We start from the raw sequence: 22,821 nt of genomic DNA, 5'->3' as shown, positions 1-22,821 counted from the left end.
GAGAAAAAAATGACCGTATATTAAAAAAAACTCAAACAAATAAAAACAGAAAAATATAAAATGAAAAACTTATAGACGAAAAAACGCTCCATCAAATGGCTTCATCGCTCTCTGTATTGTCTGCCCCTGCATTTTCTAACAATTCAATCGCAATCAAACCAGCATTTTGACGCAAAGCCGTTTCAATTTCTGTCGCTATCTCTGCATGTTCGCGTAAAAACTGCTTAGCATTTTCACGTCCCTGTCCTAAACGTTGAGAATTATAAGAAAACCATGAGCCAGATTTTTCTACGATACCCACTTTGACCCCCAAATCAATCAACTCGCCTAACTTGGAAATACCTTCCCCATAAATAATATCAAACTCAACCTGTTTGAAAGGAGGAGCCAACTTATTCTTCACCACTTTAACACGCGTCTGATTGCCAACAATCATATCCCGATCTTTAATAGAGCCAATACGGCGAATATCCAAACGAACAGAAGCATAAAACTTTAACGCATTTCCCCCTGTTGTTGTTTCAGGCGAACCAAACATCACACCAATTTTCATGCGAATTTGATTAATAAAAATTACCATACAGTTAGAGCGAAAAATAGAAGCTGTAAGTTTCCGCAAAGCTTTGCTCATCAATCGCGCTTGTAATCCTGGTAAAGCATCACCCATTTCACCATCAATTTCTGCTCGCGGTGTTAAAGCTGCAACAGAATCCACAACAAGCACATCAACGGCACCAGAACGAACCAACGTCTCTGTAATTTCTAATGCCTGTTCACCGGTATCTGGCTGAGAAATGAACAAATTCTCTAAATCAACACCAAGCTTACGCGCATAGATAGGATCAAGCGCATGTTCAGCATCAATAAAAGCACAAATCCCCCCTCCTTTCTGGGCTTCAGCGATAGCATGCAGAGCCAATGTTGTTTTCCCAGAACTTTCTGGTCCATAGATCTCAACAATACGCCCCTTTGGTAATCCACCAACCCCTAAAGCAATATCTAAGGATAATGATCCTGTAGGAACGGTTTCAATTTCAACCACTTGCTCTTTTTGCCCAAGACGCATAATCGAGCCTTTACCAAAAGAACGTTCAATTTGTGAGAGAGCAGCATCGAGAGCTTTTGTTTTATCCACGATTATATCCTTGACCGATTTCATAATAATCTAATACTTAAACTGTACACTGTACTTTTAATTTAACGAAAGCCTTAAGTTTAGATTTTCACAGACTATTTTCATCCCTATTCCCACGTTCATGTCTATAACATATCATAACCCTCAAAATAAAGGACGGACCCTCTTTACCTTATGATATAAAATAGACTCCAAATAAATACTCTATAGGAGAGTAAATTAACACATTTATCTCTCTAGAAAAGGAACAATTTAAATTTCAACACAATGTTTAATCTTTCTGCTTATCCCTTAGGCTAAGTCCTGAAAGAAAAAGACTTACCCTCGTAATCATACAAAAACACATTATCACGAAAAACCACACCGTATTGCATCGAAGAACAAAACGCCTCTATGTTGCATATTCGCGCACTTGTTTTAAAAAGACATTTTTCAACGTTTGTCACACCCATTTCGCGACAAGGCCCATAAATGATATATTATAAAAGCCATTAAGCATCAACGTCTCTACTTTACGCTTGAAACACTCCAGCAGCAGCAGCATTATACCAACACACATTTCTTCACGCCCCAATGTTGCGACGTCTTTCAAAACTTGAAACGATTCATCAAAGCCATTTTTAGTTTTTTCTTATAGAGTTTTGACCACACATTAATCCCACTTATAACATACCAAGAAAATAGCTTTGATTGATTAGGTTTAAAATGAGAAAAGCATACGGTATTTGAAACTCTTATCCAACATACAAAACAGCGGATTATCCTTATAAGTCAATAGATTACTAAATTAAAGCCATAAAAAATAAAGTATCTTAAGAATTGAATGACTTAATTTAAATGTGAATCTATAAAAGGATATTTCTTTTTAAGGGATCAAAAAATGAGCAATATTATAAATGTTTAAAATATAAATTGTTCCTACAATGATACGAGAGATAAAAAAATAAATCCAAAATCAATAAAAAACGTGTTCTAACTCAAATTTTAGTGTTGGCTTTTACGTTTCCTGCGCAATTGTTTCCACCATTCAAGACGTTTCACAATTTCACGCTCAAATCCACGCTCAACAGGTTTATAAAAACTCTGACGCCCAAGTTTTTCAGGAAAATATTCTTGTCCTGAAAAAGCATCTGGTTCATCATGATCATAACAATACCCCTCTCCATACCCTTCCTCCTTCATTAATTTTGTCGGGGCGTTAAGGATATGTTTAGGAGGTGGCAAAGAACCATTTTTTTGCGCACAACGCAGTGCCGCTTTATAGGCGAGATATGTGGCATTTGACTTTGGTGCCGTTGCAACATAAAGACAAGCCTCTGCCAAAGCCAATTCTCCTTCTGGTGATCCTAAATAATCATAGGCGTCTTTTGCCGCATTACAAATGACAAGCGCTTGCGGATCTGCCAAACCAACATCTTCAACAGCCATACGAACCAATCTTCGCCCAATATAGAGAGGATCTTCACCAGCATCCAACATACGTGTTAAATAATAAAGTGCCGCATCAGGATCAGAGCCACGAACGGATTTATGCAACGCTGAAATAAGATTATGGTGCCCATCTCGTCCTTTATCATAAATGGGTGCACGACGCTGAATAATTTTTTGTAAAGCACCCGCATCAAGAATCTCTCCAGAACGCACAACAGACCAAATTTCCTCTGCCAATGTCAATGCTACCCGTGCATCACCATCAGACATCCCGATCAAAACGTCTCTGGCCTCATTATCCAAGGGTAGAAACTTTCCTACCACCTCTTCAGCACGCTTCAAAAGCATGTCTAAACTTTCATGATCATGAGAATGAAATGTTAAAACCCGTGCACGCGAAAGAAGAGCAGCATTAAGTTCAAAAGAAGGATTTTCAGTTGTTGCACCAATAAGGACTACCGTACCATCTTCCATCACAGGAAGAAAACTATCTTGCTGTGCACGATTAAAGCGATGAATTTCATCAACAAAGAGAAGCGTTTTATCCCCAGACATAAAACGCCTCTGTGCAACTTCAAAAATCTTTTTAAGTTCAGAAACACCTGTAAAAATAGCAGAAACTTGTTCAAACGCAAAATTTGTTTCAAGTGCTAGCAAACGCGCAACTGTTGTTTTTCCCGTCCCTGGAGGTCCCCAAAAAATCATCGATCCAATTGAGTCTGCTGCCACCATCCGTGAAAGCACGCCATCTTCTCCAATTAAATGCTTTTGTCCCACAACCTCATTGAGAGAACAAGGACGCATTCTTTCTGCAAGGGGCTGATTTTTATTCACTTTAGGATCAAACGACGAAGTAAAAAAATCTTTCTTCAAAAACAACCTCAACGAATAAATTGGCGAATATACATACCATCACGTTCATATTCCAATTGCCAAGTACGCGAGCGCGTTTGCATAAGAATCTTTTTCAACTGATGAACTGTTTGAATCTTATACCCATTGACAATACGTAAGATATCTCCTGGCCGAAAAATTCCAGCAGCATTACTCATCTCATCAAGATTGGTAATCACCACACCTTTTGCCGATATAGGAAGATGAAAACGTCGACTATTTTGCGGTGTTAAATCTAACACCTCAGCACCAGAAAGAGGACTTTCACCCATAATTTTTTCAGATTTTAAAAATGCAGTTTCCGATATTGATTCAACTTTTATCTGTGTTTTTAAAGTTTTTCCACTTCGTAAATATTCCAAAACAAGACTATGCCCAACATCCGCTGTCATCAAACGATAGCCAAGACTATCTGGACTATCAACGCGTACCCCCTGCACACTTAAAATAACATCGCCTACTTTTAAGCCGGCTTTTTCAGCAGGACTGCCTTTGATAACTTCAATAACAAGAGCACCATAGGGACGTTCCAAGCCTAAACCACTTGCAATATCAGGTGTAACATTTTGAAAGGAGGCCCCAATATAAGGCGGCACAAAATATTTTCCACCGCGTTTAACAGTCTCAAGCATCACTTTTACCAGATTAACCGGGATAGCAAAACCAATCCCTACAGAACCACCGGAACGCGAATAAATAGCGGTATTAATTCCGATTAATTGACCTTTCATATCAATTAAAGCGCCACCAGAATTTCCTGGGTTAATGGCAGCATCTGTTTGAATAAAAAAGTCAAAATCAGAAATCCCAACACGTGTACGCGCTTGCGCTGAAACAATACCACTTGTAACTGTTTGACCAACACCAAAAGGATTACCAATAGCCAGAACAAGATCACCCACTTCAACAGCATCAGAATCCCCCAAAGAGAGAACAGGAAACTGCGTATCTTTTGCATCAACTTCCAAAATGGCGATATCCGTTGCTTCATCTTTAAGCACAATCTTACTCTCAAACTCTCGCCCATCAGAAAAAGCCACTTTAATTTCGCTTGCATCTTTAATGACGTGGTAATTTGTAACAATCAAACCACGCTTATCAACAATCACCCCTGATCCTAATGATGATTGCTTACGCACAGGAAAGTTATTTTGTAAACGATCAAAAAATTGCTCAAAAAATGGATCACCCTCAAAAGGAGATCGTGCTCTAATTTGTCGAGCCGCATAAATATTGACAACAGATGGAACTGTCTTTTTAACTAAAGGAGCAAATGAAAGAGTGATTTCTTTTTGTGTTTGAGGAACATGAGCATATGCATGATCAAACGATATCAGCACCATAATTACAAAAAAAAGCCGCACCCCAAAAGAATACCTCATAAATCTACTCCTTATAAAATCAGCCCATTCGTTGAAGATTCATAGAACTTTTAAAATACATTCCCGCAAGATCTCTATTAATATTTCATAATAGAGAATAAAAACAACCTATTTAAGAAAAAAATATTATACAAATCAAATAATTCAATATCCTATAATTTTCTCTGCTCATCTATTTCTCAAGTAAAACAAAATAAAAAAATACGCATAAAAAAACCGCCCATGACAAGGCGGTCTTTTAAAAAAAATGATAGAATAAGAAAACTTTAGGAAGAAGCGCCCTTTTTATCCTCTGAAGCTTCTATACGAGCACGATCTCCCGCTCCCTTCGCTTCAACATCACGATCAACAAACTCTATAACAGCCATGGGCGCATTATCACCGGTACGAAACCCTGCCTTCATAATACGCAAATATCCACCATTGCGCGATGCATAACGTGGTGCAAGAACATCAAATAACTTTGCAACTTTTCCTGTATCACGAAGTGCAGCAATTGCTTGTCGACGCGCATGCAAACCACCACGTTTACCAAGAGTAACGAGCTTTTCAACAATAGGACGAATTTCTTTAGCCTTTGGAAGCGTCGTCACAATCTGCTCATGCTCGATCAACGAAGTTGCCATATTTGCAAACATCGCTTTACGGTGACTAGCAGTCCGATTCAATTTGCGTCCTGACTTACTATGGCGCATAAGTCTTCTCCTTAAATTCTAATTTCAATACTGATCTTCATAACGTTTAGCAAGATCATCAATGTTTTCAGGCGGCCACGCTGGAATTTCCATCCCAAGATGCAATCCCATACATGCCAAAACTTCTTTAATCTCATTCAACGACTTACGACCAAAATTAGGGGTCCGAAGCATTTCAGATTCTGTTTTTTGAATAAGATCACCAATATAGACAATATTATCGTTCTTAAGACAATTTGCCGAACGAACGGAAAGTTCTAATTCATCTACTTTTTTGAGAAGTGCAGGATTAAAGGAAAGCTCAGAATCAGCTTCTTCAACAGCCTCCTTCTGTGGTTCTTCAAAGTTAATAAATAACGATAATTGATCTTGAAGAATGCGCGCTGCAAAAGCAACGGCATCTTCTCCATGAACAGCACCATTTGTCTCAATTGTTAACGTTAATTTATCATAATCGAGAACTTGACCTTCACGTGTATTCTCCACCTTATAAGATACTTTACGAATTGGTGAATAAAGACTATCAATTGGAATAAGTCCTATATGGGCATCATCAACATAATTACGATCAGAGGGAACATATCCCTTTCCTGTGTTGACAATAAACTCCATACGAATTTCAGCACCTTCATCAAGAGTACAGATAACATGATCTGGATTGAGAATCTCCATATCTCCAACGGTATTGATATCTCCAGCTCTCACAACACCAGGACCCTCTTTATAAACGACGACACGTTTAGGCCCCTCTTCTTCCATACGAAGTGCAATTTCCTTTATATTCAGAATAATATCTGTAACGTCCTCACGAACGCCTGGGATTGATGAAAATTCATGTAAGACACCATCAATCTGTACAGCTGTAATAGCGGCACCACGAAGAGAAGATAACAACACACGACGAAGTGCATTTCCTAATGTTAAGCCAAATCCCCGCTCAAGAGGCTCAGCAATGACACTTGTAATATTCGGATTATCATGCTTACATGATTCAACCTTATTGGGTTTAATAAGTTCCTGCCAGTTTTTCTGGATCATATTTTTATTCCCGTTCTTTAGTTCCGTTACCATCCAATCGTAACGACCAATGTGAACATCAGAGAAATCTCCGATAACAAAAAAACAACACCCAATTAAACACGCCGCCTTTTCCGCGGACGACATCCATTATGAGGGATTGGTGTTACATCACGAATAGAAGTAATGACAAAACCAACAGATTGCAATGCACGTAGAGCAGATTCACGCCCCGCCCCAGGACCACAAACTTCAACTTCCAAAGACCGCATTCCATGTTCTTGTGCTTTTCTCGCACAATCCTCCGCAGCAACCTGAGCGGCAAAAGGCGTAGATTTACGTGCCCCTTTAAAGCCTTGAGCACCAGCAGATGACCACGCAATTGTATTCCCCTGGGCATCAGTAATCGTAATCATTGTATTGTTAAATGTTGAATTAATATGCACAACACCCGATGAAATATTCTTACGTTCGCGACGACGAACACGTGTGGCTTCCTTGGCCATATTCTTCCTTTCAATGATCTCATCACTGCCGTAATATCAGCAGCTCCACCCTCTTTTTCTTGTCAAAGCTAGTATAACAAGAAAAAGAATATATAAAAAAACCTTCGTAAAGATTCTTATTTTTTCTTACCAGCAATTGCTTTAGCTGGCCCCTTACGGGTACGAGCATTCGTATGTGTACGCTGTCCTCGAACAGGCAAAGACCGACGATGACGCAATCCACGATAGCAACCAAGGTCCATCAAACGTTTAACATTCATAGCAACTTCACGGCGAAGATCACCTTCAACTTGATACCCCTGATCTATCGCCTCACGAATTTGCAAAACCTCAGCATCCGAAAGCTCATGCACACGACGCCCTGTGGGAATACCAACCTTTTCAATAATTTCTTGAGCAAATTTTGGTCCAATCCCGTGGATATATTGAAGCGCAATAATTACACGCTTATTTGTCGGGATATTGACGCCAGCGATACGAGCCACGCCTACTCTCCTTAGTTATGTTGACAAATTATTATAAAATACCTGATGTACCTTACAAAAAAGAATAGACTCAGAACAAAACTCTTCCGAATCCGCTTATTTAACTGAAACAAATTAGAATTGTTTTGTGATAGATTTTATCTCAAAAGTCAACTCTTTTCATTTCCTTCTAAAAAAAATCTCATAAAAGAAAACCTTTAATCATACGGGTCACTTCAGCAATATCAATCATCCCATCAATGACCTTCAAAATTCCTCTCTCTGAATAAAATTTTGATAAGGGCGCCGTTTTCTCACGGTATTCTACTAATCTTTTTGCAAAAGCAACAGGGTTATCATCTAAACGGACCTGCCCTCCAGCCGCTATTGTCTCCTGAACACGCTTTTTCATACGTTCAATCAATGCATCTTCGTCAACGCACAACTCAATAACGGCATCAAGCTGCATATTCTTTGACTCAAGAATCTGTTGTAACGCTTCAGCCTGCCCTACAGTTCTTGGATACCCATCCAAAATAAAACCATTTACACAATCAGCTTCATCAATTCGATCTGATACAATTTGATTAACAACGCTATCAGGAACCAAAGCGCCAGAACTTATAGCAGCTTTAGCTTTTTTACCAATTTCTGTTTCTCTGTGAATAACCTCACGCAACATGTCGCCCGTCGACAGATGAGGGATATTATATTCCTCAGTTAACATTTTAGCTTGCGTCCCCTTCCCCGCTCCAGGAGGGCCTAAAAGAACAACTCTCATCGATTTTTTCGACCTCCACGAAGTTTTGATTTTTTTATCAACCCTTCATATTGGTGTGCAACAAGATGCCCTTGAATTTGAGCAACCGTATCAAGAGTAACAGTCACAACAATCAACAAGGATGTTCCCCCAAGATAAAAAGGAACTCGGAATGCAGATATCATAAATTCAGGAAGTAAACAAACCAAGATAATATAAATAGCACCCACAACAGTAATACGTGTCAAAACATAATCAATATATTCGGCTGTACGCTCACCTGGACGAATTCCTGGAATAAAACCAGAATGCTTTTTCAACTGATCTGCGGTATCACTTGGATTAAATACAATAGCCGTATAAAAAAAGCAAAAAAATGCCATTAAAAATGCATAAACAATCATATAAAGTGGCTGTCCATGACCGAGAGAATAAGAAATCGCCTGAACCCATTGTGGCATTTGATCAGAAAAATTATTAATAGTAGCAGGCAATAACAATAAAGATGAAGCAAAAATAGGTGGAATAACACCAGCAGTATTCAACTTTAAAGGAAGATGCGACATATCGCCTTGAATCATTTGATTCCCAACCTGACGTTTCGGATACTGAATAAGAATTCGCCGTTGCGCACGCTCTATAAAAACAATAAGCCCAATAACCAAAACAGCAATAAGGACAATGCCTATTAAAAGAAAAGTTGATAAATCAGCCTGACTATGCGCCGTCAAAAGCTGAGCAAAAGTAGAAGGAAAATTGGCAACAATCCCTGAAAAAATAATGAGAGAAACCCCATTACCAACACCGCGTGACGTAATTTGTTCGCCAAGCCACATGAGAAACATTGTTCCACCAACAAGTGTAATAACAGAAGAGATACGAAACATAAGACCTGGTTCTACAACAATTTGAAGCCCTGTCCCTATACCGCTTTCCAGCGCAACTGCAATACCAAAAGCTTGCAAAATAGCCAATACGACTGTTACATAACGCGTATATTGATTAATAATCTTACGACCTAATTCCCCTTCCTTTTTAAGCGTTTCCAAAGAAGGAATAATAGATGTTAACAACTGCACAATAATAGATGCCGATATATAAGGCATAATACCGAGCGCAAAAATTGCCATACGCCCAACAGCACCCCCAGCAAACATATTAAAAAGTCCTAAGACACCTGATGCATGATGTTCAAATGTTTGCCGCAAAGCATCAAGATTAATACCTGGAAGAGAAATATAAGTTCCGAAACGATAGACAAGAAGCGCTGCTAAAGTAAACCAGATGCGTTTCTTTAACTCAGTTGCACGCGAAAAGGTACCGAAGTTTATATTGGAAGCAAATTGCTCTGCTGCTGATGCCATAAAACGTCTCCACTCCACACTCCAGTTCTTCAAATCACAGAAGTATAATCCTAAAACTTATATCTTTATACACAAATAATAGCTGGATTTAAATAACTCTCCACAAAATATTCAAAAGAATAGATGTAGCTCTTCTTTAAATCACTATTCATACCAAAAAACTATCGGACGACATCAGGAAAAATAACCTGACCGCCCACTTTTTCAATCTTAGCACGAGCAGCTTGTGAAGCACCAGAAACATGAAAAATAATCTTCGCTTTCAAATCACCATCAGAAAGAAGACGAACCCCATCTTTCTCACGACGAATAATACCCGCCTCTTTTAAAGCAATTATGTCAACAGGTTTTTCAACGCTCAAATTACCTGAATCAACAGCCAACTGAATACGTCCCAGTGAAACTTCATTATAGTTTTTGGCAAAGAAATTTCTAAATCCACGTTTTGGCAAACGACGATAGATAGGCATTTGCCCACCTTCAAAACCATTAAGAGAAACACCAGAGCGCGATCTTTGCCCTTTTACACCACGCCCACCTGTCTTACCAGTACCCGAACCAATACCACGTCCAACACGTTTACGATTTCTTGTTGCGCCTTCGCAATCACGCAGTTCATTGAGTTTCATATCTAATACTCCCGCAACTTTTAACCTTCATCTATAACGCGAACAAGATGCCGAACCTGAGCAATCATACCCCGCACACAAAGTGTATCTTCCAAAACGCGCCGCCGACGTATTTTATTGAGTCCAAGCCCCTTCAAGGTCGCACGCTGAATCCGCGAATTCCGAATCGGACTTCCAATTTGCTCTACCGTCACAGTTTTACCACTCTGAGATTTTTTCTGAACCATTTCCTAATCCCTTTTCTGATAATCCCAGAAACTATCCTTCTATGTCGACTAAATGGCGACGACGCGCCTGCAAAGTCGAATATTTTATACCACGTTGAGCAGCAATATCTCTTGGATGCATTTGGTGCTTCAATGCATCAAAGGTTGCACGAACCATATTATAAGGGTTCGATGACCCTAGTGATTTTGCAACAACATCCTGCATACCAAGAGCTTCAAAAATAGCACGCATCGGTCCCCCAGCAATAATACCAGTACCAGCAGATGCTGAACGGAGCAAAACACGCCCAGCTCCGTGACGACCTTCAAGATCATGATGCAGCGTACGCCCAGAGCGAAGTGGAACATAAATCATCCCACGCTTTGCAGACTCCGTCGCTTTACGAACAGCTTCTGGAACTTCACGGGCTTTACCATGTCCAAAACCCACGCGCCCTTTTTGATCTCCAACAACAACAAGAGCAGCAAAACCAAAACGCCGACCACCCTTTACAACTTTAGCAACACGATTAATATGAACGAGCCTATCGACAAATTCATTATCGCGTTCTTCTCTATCATTACGTTCTTTTTGTGCCATTCCTCATTCCTTTTTCTTTTCCGGAAGCACGATAACAAAGTTCCTCATCCAATAAGAAGAACTTAAATGAAATATTTTAAAGTATCCTAACGTACTCATCAATAGGAAACTTTAAAAGCTTAAACCACCTTCACGAGCAGCTTCAGCCAAAGCCTTAATGCGACCATGGTACACATAAGCTCCACGATCAAAAACCACTTCATTAACACCAGCTTGCTTGGCACGTTCAGCAATCAACTTACCAACAGCAAAAGCAGCTTCTTTATCAGCACCACTTTTTAATGATTTTTTCAAATCACTTTCAAGAGTAGAAGCCGAAACAAGTGTACATCCTCGTAAATCATCAATAATTTGAGCATAGATGTTCTGATTTGAACGATAAACACTCAACCGAGGACGATCATGAGAAACCATCTTGATTCTACGACGAACACGCCTTGCACGACGCTGGATAATGTCCTTAGATGAAACCATAATACAAAATCCTTATTTCTTTTTACCTTCTTTACGGAAGATGCGTTCATCGGCATGCTTAACACCTTTACCTTTATAAGGTTCAGGCCTACGATATTCGCGAATCTCCGCTGCAACTTGTCCAACTTGCTGTTTATCAATTCCAGAAATAACAATCTCTGTTGGCTTAGGAACAGTCACAGTCACACCCGCTGGAACTTTATAGACCACATCATGGGAAAAGCCTAGAGAGAGCTGAATATCTTTACCCTGCAAAGCTGCACGATAACCAACCCCATTGATCTCTAATCTTTTTTCAAAACCATCTTTTACACCACAAAAAATGTTTTCAATCATTGAACGTGACATACCCCATTTAGAGCGCGCATCTTTTGACTGATCGCGCGGCATAACGGATATGACATTATCCTCGAATTTAACTAAGACCTCATCATTAACGACGTAACTTAGTTCACCTTTTGGACCTTTTGCCTTAACCAGCTGACCTTCAACAGTAGCAGTAACCCCAGAAGGAATTGAAATGGGTTTCTTTCCAATACGAGACATTGTTCTAACCTACTTTTCTTCCGTTTTCTTGGACACACTTAGAAAACACGACAAAGGAGTTCTCCGCCAACATTCTGTTCACGCGCTTCATGATCAGCCATAACACCTTTAGGTGTCGATAAAATCGAAATACCGAGACCATTTGCCACCTGTGGCAGTGACTTAGCGGAAACATACACACGACGACCGGGCTTTGATACGCGCGAAATCTCACGAATAGCAGCCATTCCTTCAAAATACTTCAATTCGATTTCAATTTCAGCTTTTCCATCACCTAAATCTATTTGATTATATCCGCGAATATAACCTTCTGACTGAAGAACATCAAGAACATGCGCACGAAGCTTTGAAGCTGGAGTAACAACTTTGCCTTTTTTACGACCAAGGGCATTACGAATACGCGTTAACATATCACCAAGAGGATCTGACATAGACATTAAATAATCTCCTCTTACCAACTAGACTTTACAATACCAGGAATATGGCCAATAGAGCCAAGTTCACGCAATGCAATCCGTGACATTTTTAACTTACGATAATAAGCCCTAGGACGACCTGAAACCTCACAACGATTACGAACACGAACTTTTGAAGAATTACGCGGCAATTCTGCCAATTGAACAGAAGCTTTAAAACGTTCCTCAAGAGAAACCTTCTGATCCATCACGATTGCTTTCAAACGTGCACGACGAGCAGCATAACGCTTCACCATCACCGCACGACGCTTATTTTTTTCAACGGCACTTACTTTGGCCATAATCTCACCTCGCTACATTTGCCGTTACGAACGAAAAGGAAAATTAAAAGCACGCAATAATTCACGCGCTTCATCATCCGTTTTTGCTGTCGTACAAACGATAATATCCATGCCCCAAATTTGATCAACTTTATCATAATTGATTTCTGGAAACACAATGTGCTCTTTAATACCCATAGCAAAATTGCCACGACCATCAAAACTCTTTGGATTTAAACCACGAAAGTCACGAACCCTAGGGAGAGCAATCGTAACAAGACGATCCAAAAACTCAAACATACGATCTTTACGCAATGTCACTTTCGCCCCAAGAGGCATTCCTTCACGAACCTTAAAGGTCGCAATAGAATTACGCGCACGGGTAACAACGGCCTTCTGACCTGTTATAAGTCCTAAATCCTCAGCAGCAAGGGAAGGCTTTTTCGAATCAGCTGTTGCTTCGCCTATCCCCATATTAATTACAATTTTATCAATCCGCGGAATTTGCATCGCATTTTTGTAATTAAACTTTTCCTGAAGTGCTTTACGAATCACTTCAAAGTAATGCGCTTTCATACGCGGTATTTGTCTTTCCTCAGCCATTAATCAACTCTCCCGAACGCTTGGCAAATCGTACCTTATTACCATCCGCATTCACACGAAAACCTACGCGTGTAGGTTTACCATCTTTAGGATCAGCAATCGCCAAATTAGACAGATGAATCGGAGCTTCTTTAGAAATAATTCCAGCTTCTTGCTTCTGCGTTTGACGTTGGTGACGTTTAACCATATTAATCCCACGAACAAAAGCCTTGTTCTCTTTCGGACTAACCTTAATTACTTCACCACTAGATCCTTTATCCTTACCGGATAAAACAACAACTCTATCACCTTTTCGAATCTTCTGCATAACATTAACTCCTTACAGCACTTCAGGAGCGAGCGAGATGATCTTCATATGATTTCTCCCACGCAATTCACGGGGAACAGGTCCAAAGATACGCGTACCGATCGGCTCTTTTTTATTATCCACTAAAACCGCAGCATTACTATCAAAACGAATGACACTACCATCTGCGCGACGAATATCCTTAGCCGTACGAACCACAACAGCTTTCATAACATCACCCTTTTTAACACGGCCACGAGGAATAGCATCTTTGACCGAAACAACAATAATGTCACCGACCGAAGCATATTTCCGCTTTGAACCGCCTAACACTTTGATGCACATGACACGACGAGCGCCAGAATTATCAGCAACGTCGAGGTTTGTTTGCATCTGAATCATGACTGGTCACCTTCTCTTAACATATATATCCGCTTGTACTTTTTATACAATCGAATTATCCCTGCCAAATAACGACAAAGCCATCGTCTTCAAATTTATCAACGAAAAACCACTGTTAAATTCTAAAACAATAAACTCAACTTATTACGCTACATTGTCCTTTAGAACAATCCAACATTTATCTTTCGAAATTGGTCTCGATTCCTGAATAGAAACTTGATCCCCAATCTTGAATTGGTTGTTTTCGTCATGCGCTTTATAATTTTTAGACTGCCGAACAGTCTTTTTCAGAAGCGGATGAGAATAACGACGCTCAACTTTGACAACGACAGTCTTATCGCTTTTGTCGCTAACAACAACACCCTGCAAAACGCGTTTAGGCATCTCTTATTTCCTTAAACCTTACTTTCACTTAATCTTTGACGAAGAAAAGTCTTAATGCGCGCAATATCACGACGAACCTGCCTAACACGCTCAGTCTTTTCTAATTGACCTGTTGCTTTTTGAAAGCGCAAATTAAATTGCTCTTTTTTTAACTTAGCCAACTCATCTTTCATTTGGTCGAGCGTTTGCGCCCGTAATTCTCTGGCTTTCATCGCTTAACCTCTTTATTCAGCAATACGCTGGATGAAACGCGTTTTTATCGGCAACTTCGCAGCACCCAACCTCAGTGCTTCACGAGCAACATCTTCAGGGACACCATCAAGCTCAAACATGATGCGTCCAGGAGCAACACGCGCAGCCCAATAATCAACACTTCCCTTACCTTTACCCATACGAACTTCCGTTGGTTTAGATGTAACCGGAAGATCTGGAAAAATACGAATCCACACACGACCAGAACGTTTCATGTAACGTGTAATAGCACGACGCGCCGCTTCAATTTGACGAGCAGTAATCCGCTCCGGCTCAACAGCCTTCAAACCGTAAGCACCGAAATTCAAATCCGTACCACCCTTCGCAACACCGTGAATACGGCCCTTGAACTGTTTACGGAACTTTGTGCGCTTTGGCTGCAACATTGTTCTCTACTCCAAATTTTAGTTCAATCTTAAAAACTAAGCATTTTCGCGGCGACGATTCGATGAAGAACCAGATTGATCAGCTTCCGTAGCACGACGTTCTGAAGCCATCGGATCATGTTCAAGAATCTCACCCTTAAAGACCCAAACTTTAATACCACAAATACCATAAGCAGTCTTAGCTTCTGCTGTACCGTAATCAACATCGGAACGCAAGGTATGAAGTGGAACACGACCTTCACGATACCATTCCATACGCGCAATTTCAGCACCACCAAGACGACCAGAACAGTTAATACGAATACCCTCCGCACCAAGACGCATAGCCGATTGAACAGCACGCTTCATGGCACGACGAAAAGCAACACGACGCTCTAACTGTTGCGCAATTGATTGCGCAATGATTGTAGCATCAATCTCTGGCTTACGAATCTCCACAATATTCAATGAAGTTTCAGCATTGGTCATTTCTGAAAGCTTACGACGAAGCTTCTCAATATCAGCACCCTTTTTACCTATAATGAGACCAGGACGCGCAGAATGAATCGTAACACGACATTTTTTATGAGGGCGCTCAATAACAACCTTAGAAATCGCTGCCTGTTTAAGCTCTTCAAGCACATAAGAGCGAATTTTCAAATCTTCATGAAGAAGACGTCCATATTCACCACTATCAGCATACCAACGAGAATCCCAAGTCCGATTAACACCAAGACGAAGTCCTATTGGATTGATCTTCTGACCCATTACGCGGCCTCCACTTTTTCGCTAACTTCACGAACAATAACAGTAAGATGTGAAAATGGACGCTCAATTCGACTAGCACGCCCGCGACCACGAACATGAAAGCGTTTCATCACGATCGACTTACCAACATAAGCCTCTGCTACAATAAGCGAATCAATATCAAGATCATGGTTATTCTCTGCGTTTGCAATCGCTGATTCAAGCGTTTTTTTCACAGTAGCGGCAATACGTTTGCGCGAAAACATCAAATCAGCAAGCGCCACATTAACTCTTTTACCACGAATCATTGCAGCAACTAAATTAAGCTTCTGCGGACTAACACGAATTGTCCGTGTGACAGCCTTTGCTTCATTATCTTTAAGCTGGCGCGGAACCTTAGCTTTTCCCATTCCTACTTCCTCTTCGCTTTTTTATCGGCACCATGACCATAATAAGTCCGGGTAGGAGCGAACTCACCAAACTTATGTCCAACCATCTCTTCAGAAACAGAAACAGGAATATGCTTATTGCCGTTGTAAACACCAAAAGTTAAGCCAACAAATTGTGGCAAAATAGTAGAGCGACGACTCCATATTTTTATAACTTCATTGCGCCCACTTGCACGAACCTTCTCTGCTTTACCAAGAAGATAGCCGTCAACAAACGGACCTTTCCAAACTGAACGAACCACTTCAGACTACCTTTCTCATTTCTTGCGCTGATGACGCGTACGCATAATAAACTTATCAGTGGCTTTATTGGAGCGCGTACGCTTACCTTTCGTAGGCTTACCCCAAGGAGACACCGGATGACGCCCCCCCGATGTACGCCCCTCACCACCACCGTGTGGATGATCAACGGGGTTCATTGCAACACCACGAACATGTGGACGCTTACCACGCCAACGTGATCGACCTGCCTTACCATCATTAATATTCCCATGATCAGGATTTGAAACAGCACCAACAGTTGCAAAACAACTGCTAGGAACTAACCGCTGTTCACCAGAATTTAAACGAAGAATAGCCATACCGTGATCCCGTCCAACTAACTGTGCATAAGCACCTGCTGAACGTGCAATCTGCCCCCCTTTTCCTGGCTTCATTTCAACATTATGAATAATTGTGCCTACCGGCATACTACCAAGGGGCATAGCATTGCCTGGTTTAACATCAACGTTTGAACCAGCGATAACACAATCGCCAACACCAAGACGCTGTGGTGCAAGAATATAACTTAATTGACCATCTTCATAGCGAATTAAAGCGATAAAAGCAGTACGATTAGGATCATACTCTAAACGTTCAACTTTTGCTGAAACATCACGTTTAAGACGTTTAAAGTCAACAAACCGATAACTACGTTTATGGCCACCACCTTGAAAACGAGCCGTAACACGACCGCGATTGTTACGTCCACCCTTTGAAGATAAACCTTCAGTTAACATCTTTACAGGTTTTCCCTTATAAAGACCAGAACGCTCCACAATAACAAGCTGACGCTGCCCAGGTGTCGTTGGATTAAATTGCTTAAGTGCCATTATTCCTATCTCCGAGCCTCTTTAAAGACCTGTCGAAACGTCGATAGTCTGACCACTGGCCAGAGTTACGATCGCTTTTTTGACATCACTCTGCCGACCAACAATACCCTTGAAACGCTTCACTTTACCCTTACGGACTATCGTGTTAACTGCTTTAACTTTTACGCTAAAAAGCGCCTCAACAGCAGCCTTAATTTCAGGTTTCGTCGCTTTCGGCGCGACATTAAAAGCAACTTGATTATATTCAGAAATCATAGTCGACTTTTCAGTAATAACTGGACTGATAATTACATCATAATGGCGAAGATCTGTCATTTAAAACGCTCCTCAAGAGCCTCAACAGCTGCCTTTGATAAAACAAGTTTGCTGCGACGCAAAATATCATAAACATTAATTCCCTGAATGGGTAAAACATCAATATTAGGAATATTCGATGCTGCGCGAAAAAAGTTAACATCAATCTCTTTACCACCAATCAAGAGAGCATTATTGAACCCAAGCTTAGAAAAATGAGAAACAAGCTCTTTCGTTTTAGCATCCTTAACAGTTAACTCATCCACAATAATTAAATCTTTTGTTTTTAATTTTGCAGATAAAGCAAGACGTAACCCAAGAGAACGAATCCTTTTAGGAAGATCATGCGCATGACTGCGAAAAACCGGTCCATGAGCTTTACCACCACCTCGAAACTGTGGAGCACGTGCAGATGAATGCCGAGCACGCCCAGTTCCCTTTTGCTTAAACATCTTTGCTCCCGTTCGTGATACATCAGAGCGCCCTTGAGACTGATGAGTCCCCTGTTGACGACGTGCAAGCTGCCAACGAACAACACGTTGCAAAATATCTTCACGTGGAACAAGATCAAAGATAGATTCAGAAACCTTTAATTTACCAGCTTCATTACCATCAAGAGTTTTAATTACAAGATCCATTATTAGGCTCCCTCAACTTCAGAGGTTTCCGTCACCGGAGCAACCATTTCCGTGTTCTCCTTTACAAGACGGCGAATACCCGCAGGCTTAGGAGCATTGTCAGGAAGACGCTTCTTCACAGCATCTCTCACCAAAATCCAAGACCCCTTAGAACCAGAAACAGCACCACGCACTAAAATTAAACCACGCTCAATATCAGTGGAAATAACTTCAATATTTTGTGTTGTTACACGCACCTGCCCCATATGGCCAGCCATTTTTTTACCTTTAAAAACTTTACCAGGATCTTGGCACTGTCCCGTAGAACCATGAGCACGATGTGTGATCGAGTTACCATGGGAAGCACGGTGTCCACCAAAGTTATGCCGTTTCATAACACCAGCAAATCCCTTACCAATACTGGTACCGGTCACATCAACTCTCTGTCCTGGAACAAAATGTTCCACTGTAATTTCTGTACCGATTTCAAGAAGATTATCGGGACTTACACGAAACTCTGCTATTTTTGCTTTAGGCTCAACAGAAGCCTTAGCAAAATGTCCACGAAGAGCTTGTGAAGTATTTTTAACCTTAGCAAAGCCTACACCTAATTGAACAGCAGTATAACCATTCTTTTCAACTGTACGCTGAGCAACGACTTGACAATTCTCCAAACGAAGTACTGTCACCGGCACATGCTCACCAGCATCATTATAAATACGGGTCATGCCCAGCTTCTGTGCTATTACACCTGAACGCATCGGGTCTGTTCCTTCTGTCCTCAAACCTCAGAGCTTAATTTCTACATCCACACCAGCAGAAAGATCGAGCTTCATAAGCGCATCCACTGTTTGCGGCGTTGGATCAACAATATCAAGAAGACGTTTATGTGTGCGCATCTCAAACTGCTCACGGCTCTTCTTATCGATATGCGGTCCACGATTGACCGTAAATTTCTCAATCCGCGTTGGAAGCGGAATGGGACCACGGACATTTGCACCAGTCCGTTTAGCAGTTGATACAATCTCACGCGTCGACGTATCAAGAATCCTATGATCAAACGCTTTCAAGCGAATGCGAATATTCTGACTGTTCATGCTCTTTATTTCCCTGTCATATAAAGCGCCTTCGATAATCGAGGCGCTCCACACACATTATTTATTCAATGATCTTAGAGACGATACCGGCACCAACAGTACGACCACCTTCACGAATAGCAAAACGAAGTTTCTCTTCCATCGCTATCGGAACAATCAGTGACACATCCATCGCAACATTATCGCCTGGCATAACCATTTCCGTTCCTTCTGGAAGCGTAACTATACCCGTAACATCCGTCGTACGGAAGTAAAATTGCGGACGATAATTCGTGAAAAAGGGTGTATGACGACCTCCTTCATCTTTCGTCAAAATGTAAGCCTCTGCTTTAAAACGGGTATGCGGTGTAACAGAACCGGGCTTCGCCAATACTTGACCACGCTCAATCCCTTCACGATCAACACCACGAAGCAAAGCCCCGATATTATCACCCGCTTGACCTTGATCTAAAAGCTTGCGGAACATTTCAACCCCTGTCACCGTCGTCTTGGAAGTCGGACGAATTCCGATAATTTCAATTTCCTCGCCAACTTTAATAATACCACGCTCAACACGACCCGTAACAACCGTTCCACGACCCGAAATAGAAAAAACATCTTCTATCGGCATCAAAAATGGCTGATCAACAGGACGCTCAGGCGTTGGGATATAACTATCAACTTCACTCATTAAAAGACGAACCGCATCTTCACCAATGCTTTTATCTTTATCCTCAAGTGCTGCCAATGCAGAACCTTTAACAATCGGGATATCATCTCCTGGGAAGTCATATTTGGATAATAGTTCACGAACCTCAAGCTCTACAAGTTCCAAAAGCTCTGCATCATCAACCTGATCAACCTTATTCAGAAAAACAACAATCGCTGGAACACCAACCTGACGAGCAAGCAAAATATGCTCACGGGTTTGAGGCATAGGACCATCAGCGGCAGAAACAACCAAAATGGCTCCATCCATCTGCGCTGCCCCAGTGATCATATTTTTCACATAGTCAGCGTGTCCTGGACAATCAACGTGAGCATAGTGACGATTCTCCGTTTCATACTCAACATGTGCTGTAGAAATGGTAATCCCACGGGCACGTTCCTCCGGTGCCGCATCAATTTGGTCATAGGCTTTAAATTCACCAAAAAATTTCGTAATCGCTGCTGTCAACGAAGTCTTCCCATGATCAACGTGACCAATCGTACCAATATTAACATGTGGTTTCGTACGTTCAAATTTGCTCTTCGCCATTTGAGCTCTCCATTTTCCGTCCAAAGAAAGGACTAAGTTAAAAATTAATTACCAACCTGAAATTACGCGTATTTCTTTTGAATCTCCAAAGCAACAGCGGAAGGAACAGGCTCGTAATGATCAAACTGCATTGTGTATTGTGCACGCCCCTGACTCATAGAGCGAAGAGTATTCACATAACCAAACATATTTGCCAAAGGAACCATTGCATTCACAACTGTTGCAATACCACGCGCTTCAGTTCCCGAAATCTGCCCTCGCCGAGAGTTAAGATCACCAATAACATCACCAACATAATCATCTGGCGTAACAACTTCTACTTTCATGATCGGCTCAAGAAGCTGTGCGCCTGCCTTCTTTGCCCCATCACGAAACGCTGCACGAGCAGCAATCTCAAAAGCCAACACAGATGAATCAACATCGTGATAACCACCATCAATAAGCGTTGCTTTTACACCAAGCATAGGAAAACCCGCAAGAGGTCCTGATCCCATAACACTCTCAATACCCTTTTGAACACCTGGAATATATTCTTTAGGAACAGCACCACCAACAATCTTCGACTCAAAAATAAAATCGTCACCTTCATGAGGTTCAAAAATAATCTTCACACGAGCAAATTGACCAGCACCACCCGATTGTTTCTTATGCGTATAATCAATTTCTGCCATTTTAGTAATTGACTCACGATAAGCAACCTGAGGCTGCCCAACATTTGCTTCAACCTTAAACTCACGCCGCATACGATCAACAATAATATCAAGATGAAGCTCACCCATTCCAGCGATAATGGTCTGCCCTGATTCCTCATCTGATTTAACACGAAACGAAGGATCTTCCGCAGCCAAACGATTAAGAGCAATACCCATTTTTTCTTGATCTGCTTTTGTCTTCGGCTCAATAGCAATCTCAATCACAGGTTCTGGAAATTCCATCCGCTCCAAAATAACAGGCTTTAAAGGATCACAAAGCGTATCACCTGTTGTTGTTTCCTTAAGACCAGCAAGCGCAACAATATCACCAGCAAACGCTTCCTCTATATCCTCACGAGAATTTGAATGCATTTGAAGCATACGCCCTAAGCGCTCTTTCTTTTTCTTCACAGTATTCTCAAGAGAAATACCTTTATGAACTTTACCAGAGTAAATACGACAGAAAGTCAACGAACCAACAAAAGGATCATTCATAATTTTAAAAGCAAGCATAGACAGCGGAGCATCATCCGAAGACTCACGTGTCGTCTCAGCCTCAGTCTTCACATCAATACCCTTAATCGCCGGAATATCAATCGGTGAAGGAAGATAAGAAACAACAGCATCTAAAAGCGGTTGCACACCCTTATTTTTAAAAGCTGTACCACAAAGAACAGGATGAAACTGAACATCTACAGTCCCCTTACGAATAAGGGAAACAAGCTGCTCGTTGGTTGGCATAACACCTTCCAAATACGCCTCCGTCGCAGCCTCATCAACTTCCACAGCCGTCTCAATCAACTTCTCGCGATATTCTTCAGCCTTTTCCTTTAAATCAGAAGGAATTTCACTGACCACCGCAGGGGCACCAATAGAACCATCCCACTTTAAAGCTTTCATCTCAACAAGATCAATAACACCTTCAAAGTCATTTTCAGCACCAATTGGCAACTGTAAAACAAGCGCCTTAGCCCCCAACCGAGTACCAACCATTTCCACACTACGATAGAAATCAGCACCGATCTTATCCATTTTATTCACAAAAACCATGCGAGGCACACGATATTTCTCAGCTTGCCGCCAAACAGTTTCCGTCTGAGGCTCCACACCAGCATTGGCATCCAATAACGCAATAGCCCCATCAAGAACACGCAAAGAACGCTCAACTTCAATCGTAAAGTCCACGTGCCCTGGCGTATCAATAATATTGAAGCGACGCTTGCGACCATCACGCCCTTCCCAAAAAGTTGTCGTTGCAGCAGATGTAATCGTAATACCACGCTCCTGCTCCTGCTCCATCCAATCCATCGTAGAAGCACCATCATGGGTCTCACCAATTTTATGGTTCTTCCCCGTATAGAACAGAATACGCTCAGTCATTGTGGTCTTACCGGCGTCAATATGCGCCATAATACCAAAATTACGATAATCTTCAATTTTATATTCGCGAGCCATTATATTTGCC

Annotated in this window: 32 protein-coding genes; all 32 read right to left on the bottom strand. The window is 41.2% G+C overall.

Annotation, left to right across the window (positions count from 1 at the left end):
• Positions 1-91: 91 nt before the first annotated feature.
• Positions 92-1,135: a recombinase RecA gene (gene recA / locus AC6ER8_RS03955; RefSeq protein ID WP_142417272.1), complete on the bottom strand. Its 1,044-nt coding sequence runs from the start codon at positions 1,133-1,135 to the stop codon at positions 92-94.
• Between the two features lie 984 nt (positions 1,136-2,119).
• Entirely contained in the window at positions 2,120-3,439 is a 1,320-nt protein-coding gene (locus tag AC6ER8_RS03950) for a replication-associated recombination protein A (protein ID WP_497079487.1), read from the bottom strand.
• Positions 3,440-3,447: 8 nt separating this feature from the next.
• Positions 3,448-4,842: a DegQ family serine endoprotease gene (locus AC6ER8_RS03945; protein WP_497079485.1), complete on the bottom strand. Its 1,395-nt coding sequence runs from the start codon at positions 4,840-4,842 to the stop codon at positions 3,448-3,450.
• A 266-nt stretch (positions 4,843-5,108) separates the two neighbouring features.
• The gene (rplQ, locus tag AC6ER8_RS03940) at positions 5,109-5,537 is read right to left on the bottom strand and encodes a 50S ribosomal protein L17 (RefSeq protein ID WP_497079483.1); all 429 of its coding nucleotides are present in this window, start codon (positions 5,535-5,537) and stop codon (positions 5,109-5,111) included.
• Between the two features lie 24 nt (positions 5,538-5,561).
• Complete coding sequence (locus AC6ER8_RS03935; RefSeq protein ID WP_497079481.1) at positions 5,562-6,575, bottom strand: DNA-directed RNA polymerase subunit alpha; 1,014 nt, start codon at positions 6,573-6,575, stop codon at positions 5,562-5,564.
• A 95-nt stretch (positions 6,576-6,670) separates the two neighbouring features.
• Entirely contained in the window at positions 6,671-7,060 is a 390-nt protein-coding gene (gene rpsK / locus AC6ER8_RS03930) for a 30S ribosomal protein S11 (protein ID WP_100130778.1), read from the bottom strand.
• A 116-nt stretch (positions 7,061-7,176) separates the two neighbouring features.
• Positions 7,177-7,545 (bottom strand): 30S ribosomal protein S13, encoded by a 369-nt coding sequence (gene rpsM, locus AC6ER8_RS03925; RefSeq protein ID WP_100129410.1) that lies wholly within the window; start codon positions 7,543-7,545, stop codon positions 7,177-7,179.
• 181 nt (positions 7,546-7,726) lie between these two features.
• The gene (locus AC6ER8_RS03920; protein WP_497079479.1) at positions 7,727-8,305 is read right to left on the bottom strand and encodes an adenylate kinase; all 579 of its coding nucleotides are present in this window, start codon (positions 8,303-8,305) and stop codon (positions 7,727-7,729) included.
• Positions 8,302-9,648 carry a preprotein translocase subunit SecY gene (gene secY, locus AC6ER8_RS03915; RefSeq protein ID WP_497079477.1) on the bottom strand — a complete coding sequence of 449 codons (1,347 nt, stop codon included), beginning with the start codon at positions 9,646-9,648 and terminating at the stop codon, positions 8,302-8,304. The genes AC6ER8_RS03920 and secY overlap by 4 nt, the downstream gene beginning before the upstream one ends.
• A gap of 161 nt (positions 9,649-9,809) precedes the next feature.
• Positions 9,810-10,277 carry a 50S ribosomal protein L15 gene (gene rplO, locus AC6ER8_RS03910; RefSeq protein ID WP_497079475.1) on the bottom strand — a complete coding sequence of 156 codons (468 nt, stop codon included), beginning with the start codon at positions 10,275-10,277 and terminating at the stop codon, positions 9,810-9,812.
• Positions 10,278-10,297: 20 nt separating this feature from the next.
• On the bottom strand, positions 10,298-10,504 hold the full coding sequence (gene rpmD, locus AC6ER8_RS03905) for a 50S ribosomal protein L30 (RefSeq protein ID WP_497079473.1): 207 nt from the start codon (positions 10,502-10,504) through the stop codon (positions 10,298-10,300).
• A 31-nt stretch (positions 10,505-10,535) separates the two neighbouring features.
• On the bottom strand, positions 10,536-11,084 hold the full coding sequence (gene rpsE / locus AC6ER8_RS03900; RefSeq protein WP_142416452.1) for a 30S ribosomal protein S5: 549 nt from the start codon (positions 11,082-11,084) through the stop codon (positions 10,536-10,538).
• 111 nt (positions 11,085-11,195) lie between these two features.
• Positions 11,196-11,558, bottom strand: coding sequence for a 50S ribosomal protein L18 (rplR, locus tag AC6ER8_RS03895; RefSeq protein ID WP_497079471.1), 363 nt, complete (start codon positions 11,556-11,558; stop codon positions 11,196-11,198).
• A 12-nt stretch (positions 11,559-11,570) separates the two neighbouring features.
• On the bottom strand, positions 11,571-12,104 hold the full coding sequence (gene rplF, locus AC6ER8_RS03890; protein WP_497079469.1) for a 50S ribosomal protein L6: 534 nt from the start codon (positions 12,102-12,104) through the stop codon (positions 11,571-11,573).
• A gap of 38 nt (positions 12,105-12,142) precedes the next feature.
• A complete protein-coding gene (rpsH, locus tag AC6ER8_RS03885) occupies positions 12,143-12,541 on the bottom strand; it encodes a 30S ribosomal protein S8 (protein WP_497079467.1) in 399 nt (132 codons plus the stop codon).
• A gap of 14 nt (positions 12,542-12,555) precedes the next feature.
• Entirely contained in the window at positions 12,556-12,861 is a 306-nt protein-coding gene (rpsN, locus tag AC6ER8_RS03880) for a 30S ribosomal protein S14 (protein WP_497079465.1), read from the bottom strand.
• Positions 12,862-12,885: 24 nt separating this feature from the next.
• The gene (rplE, locus tag AC6ER8_RS03875; protein WP_497079463.1) at positions 12,886-13,443 is read right to left on the bottom strand and encodes a 50S ribosomal protein L5; all 558 of its coding nucleotides are present in this window, start codon (positions 13,441-13,443) and stop codon (positions 12,886-12,888) included.
• Positions 13,436-13,750 (bottom strand): 50S ribosomal protein L24, encoded by a 315-nt coding sequence (gene rplX / locus AC6ER8_RS03870; RefSeq protein WP_497079462.1) that lies wholly within the window; start codon positions 13,748-13,750, stop codon positions 13,436-13,438. The genes rplE and rplX overlap by 8 nt, the downstream gene beginning before the upstream one ends.
• Positions 13,751-13,762: 12 nt before the next feature.
• Complete coding sequence (gene rplN, locus AC6ER8_RS03865) at positions 13,763-14,131, bottom strand: 50S ribosomal protein L14 (protein WP_004855715.1); 369 nt, start codon at positions 14,129-14,131, stop codon at positions 13,763-13,765.
• 144 nt (positions 14,132-14,275) lie between these two features.
• Positions 14,276-14,515 (bottom strand): 30S ribosomal protein S17, encoded by a 240-nt coding sequence (rpsQ, locus tag AC6ER8_RS03860; protein ID WP_497079460.1) that lies wholly within the window; start codon positions 14,513-14,515, stop codon positions 14,276-14,278.
• Positions 14,516-14,526: 11 nt separating this feature from the next.
• On the bottom strand, positions 14,527-14,727 hold the full coding sequence (gene rpmC, locus AC6ER8_RS03855) for a 50S ribosomal protein L29 (protein WP_497079458.1): 201 nt from the start codon (positions 14,725-14,727) through the stop codon (positions 14,527-14,529).
• 12 nt (positions 14,728-14,739) lie between these two features.
• On the bottom strand, positions 14,740-15,153 hold the full coding sequence (gene rplP, locus AC6ER8_RS03850; RefSeq protein WP_015856581.1) for a 50S ribosomal protein L16: 414 nt from the start codon (positions 15,151-15,153) through the stop codon (positions 14,740-14,742).
• A 36-nt stretch (positions 15,154-15,189) separates the two neighbouring features.
• Complete coding sequence (gene rpsC / locus AC6ER8_RS03845) at positions 15,190-15,900, bottom strand: 30S ribosomal protein S3 (protein WP_005773275.1); 711 nt, start codon at positions 15,898-15,900, stop codon at positions 15,190-15,192.
• A complete protein-coding gene (gene rplV, locus AC6ER8_RS03840) occupies positions 15,900-16,289 on the bottom strand; it encodes a 50S ribosomal protein L22 (protein ID WP_273717730.1) in 390 nt (129 codons plus the stop codon). The genes rpsC and rplV overlap by 1 nt, the downstream gene beginning before the upstream one ends.
• Before the next feature lie 2 nt (positions 16,290-16,291).
• On the bottom strand, positions 16,292-16,570 hold the full coding sequence (gene rpsS, locus AC6ER8_RS03835) for a 30S ribosomal protein S19 (protein WP_004855734.1): 279 nt from the start codon (positions 16,568-16,570) through the stop codon (positions 16,292-16,294).
• Positions 16,571-16,585: 15 nt separating this feature from the next.
• Positions 16,586-17,419 (bottom strand): 50S ribosomal protein L2, encoded by an 834-nt coding sequence (rplB, locus tag AC6ER8_RS03830; protein WP_497079455.1) that lies wholly within the window; start codon positions 17,417-17,419, stop codon positions 16,586-16,588.
• Between the two features lie 21 nt (positions 17,420-17,440).
• Positions 17,441-17,734 carry a 50S ribosomal protein L23 gene (locus AC6ER8_RS03825; RefSeq protein ID WP_005773270.1) on the bottom strand — a complete coding sequence of 98 codons (294 nt, stop codon included), beginning with the start codon at positions 17,732-17,734 and terminating at the stop codon, positions 17,441-17,443.
• Positions 17,731-18,351: a 50S ribosomal protein L4 gene (rplD, locus tag AC6ER8_RS03820; RefSeq protein ID WP_497079453.1), complete on the bottom strand. Its 621-nt coding sequence runs from the start codon at positions 18,349-18,351 to the stop codon at positions 17,731-17,733. The genes AC6ER8_RS03825 and rplD overlap by 4 nt, the downstream gene beginning before the upstream one ends.
• A gap of 2 nt (positions 18,352-18,353) precedes the next feature.
• Entirely contained in the window at positions 18,354-19,091 is a 738-nt protein-coding gene (gene rplC, locus AC6ER8_RS03815; protein WP_497079451.1) for a 50S ribosomal protein L3, read from the bottom strand.
• Between the two features lie 27 nt (positions 19,092-19,118).
• The gene (gene rpsJ / locus AC6ER8_RS03810) at positions 19,119-19,427 is read right to left on the bottom strand and encodes a 30S ribosomal protein S10 (RefSeq protein ID WP_005773267.1); all 309 of its coding nucleotides are present in this window, start codon (positions 19,425-19,427) and stop codon (positions 19,119-19,121) included.
• Between the two features lie 61 nt (positions 19,428-19,488).
• Positions 19,489-20,664 carry an elongation factor Tu gene (gene tuf / locus AC6ER8_RS03805; protein ID WP_142417119.1) on the bottom strand — a complete coding sequence of 392 codons (1,176 nt, stop codon included), beginning with the start codon at positions 20,662-20,664 and terminating at the stop codon, positions 19,489-19,491.
• A 62-nt stretch (positions 20,665-20,726) separates the two neighbouring features.
• Positions 20,727-22,811 carry an elongation factor G gene (gene fusA, locus AC6ER8_RS03800; RefSeq protein ID WP_497079449.1) on the bottom strand — a complete coding sequence of 695 codons (2,085 nt, stop codon included), beginning with the start codon at positions 22,809-22,811 and terminating at the stop codon, positions 20,727-20,729.
• Positions 22,812-22,821: the final 10 nt, after the last annotated feature.

The organism is Bartonella sp. SL320 (assembly GCF_059687635.1).
The sequence above is the reverse complement of the archived record's forward strand: the minus strand, read 5'-3'. Positions and strand labels throughout refer to the sequence as shown.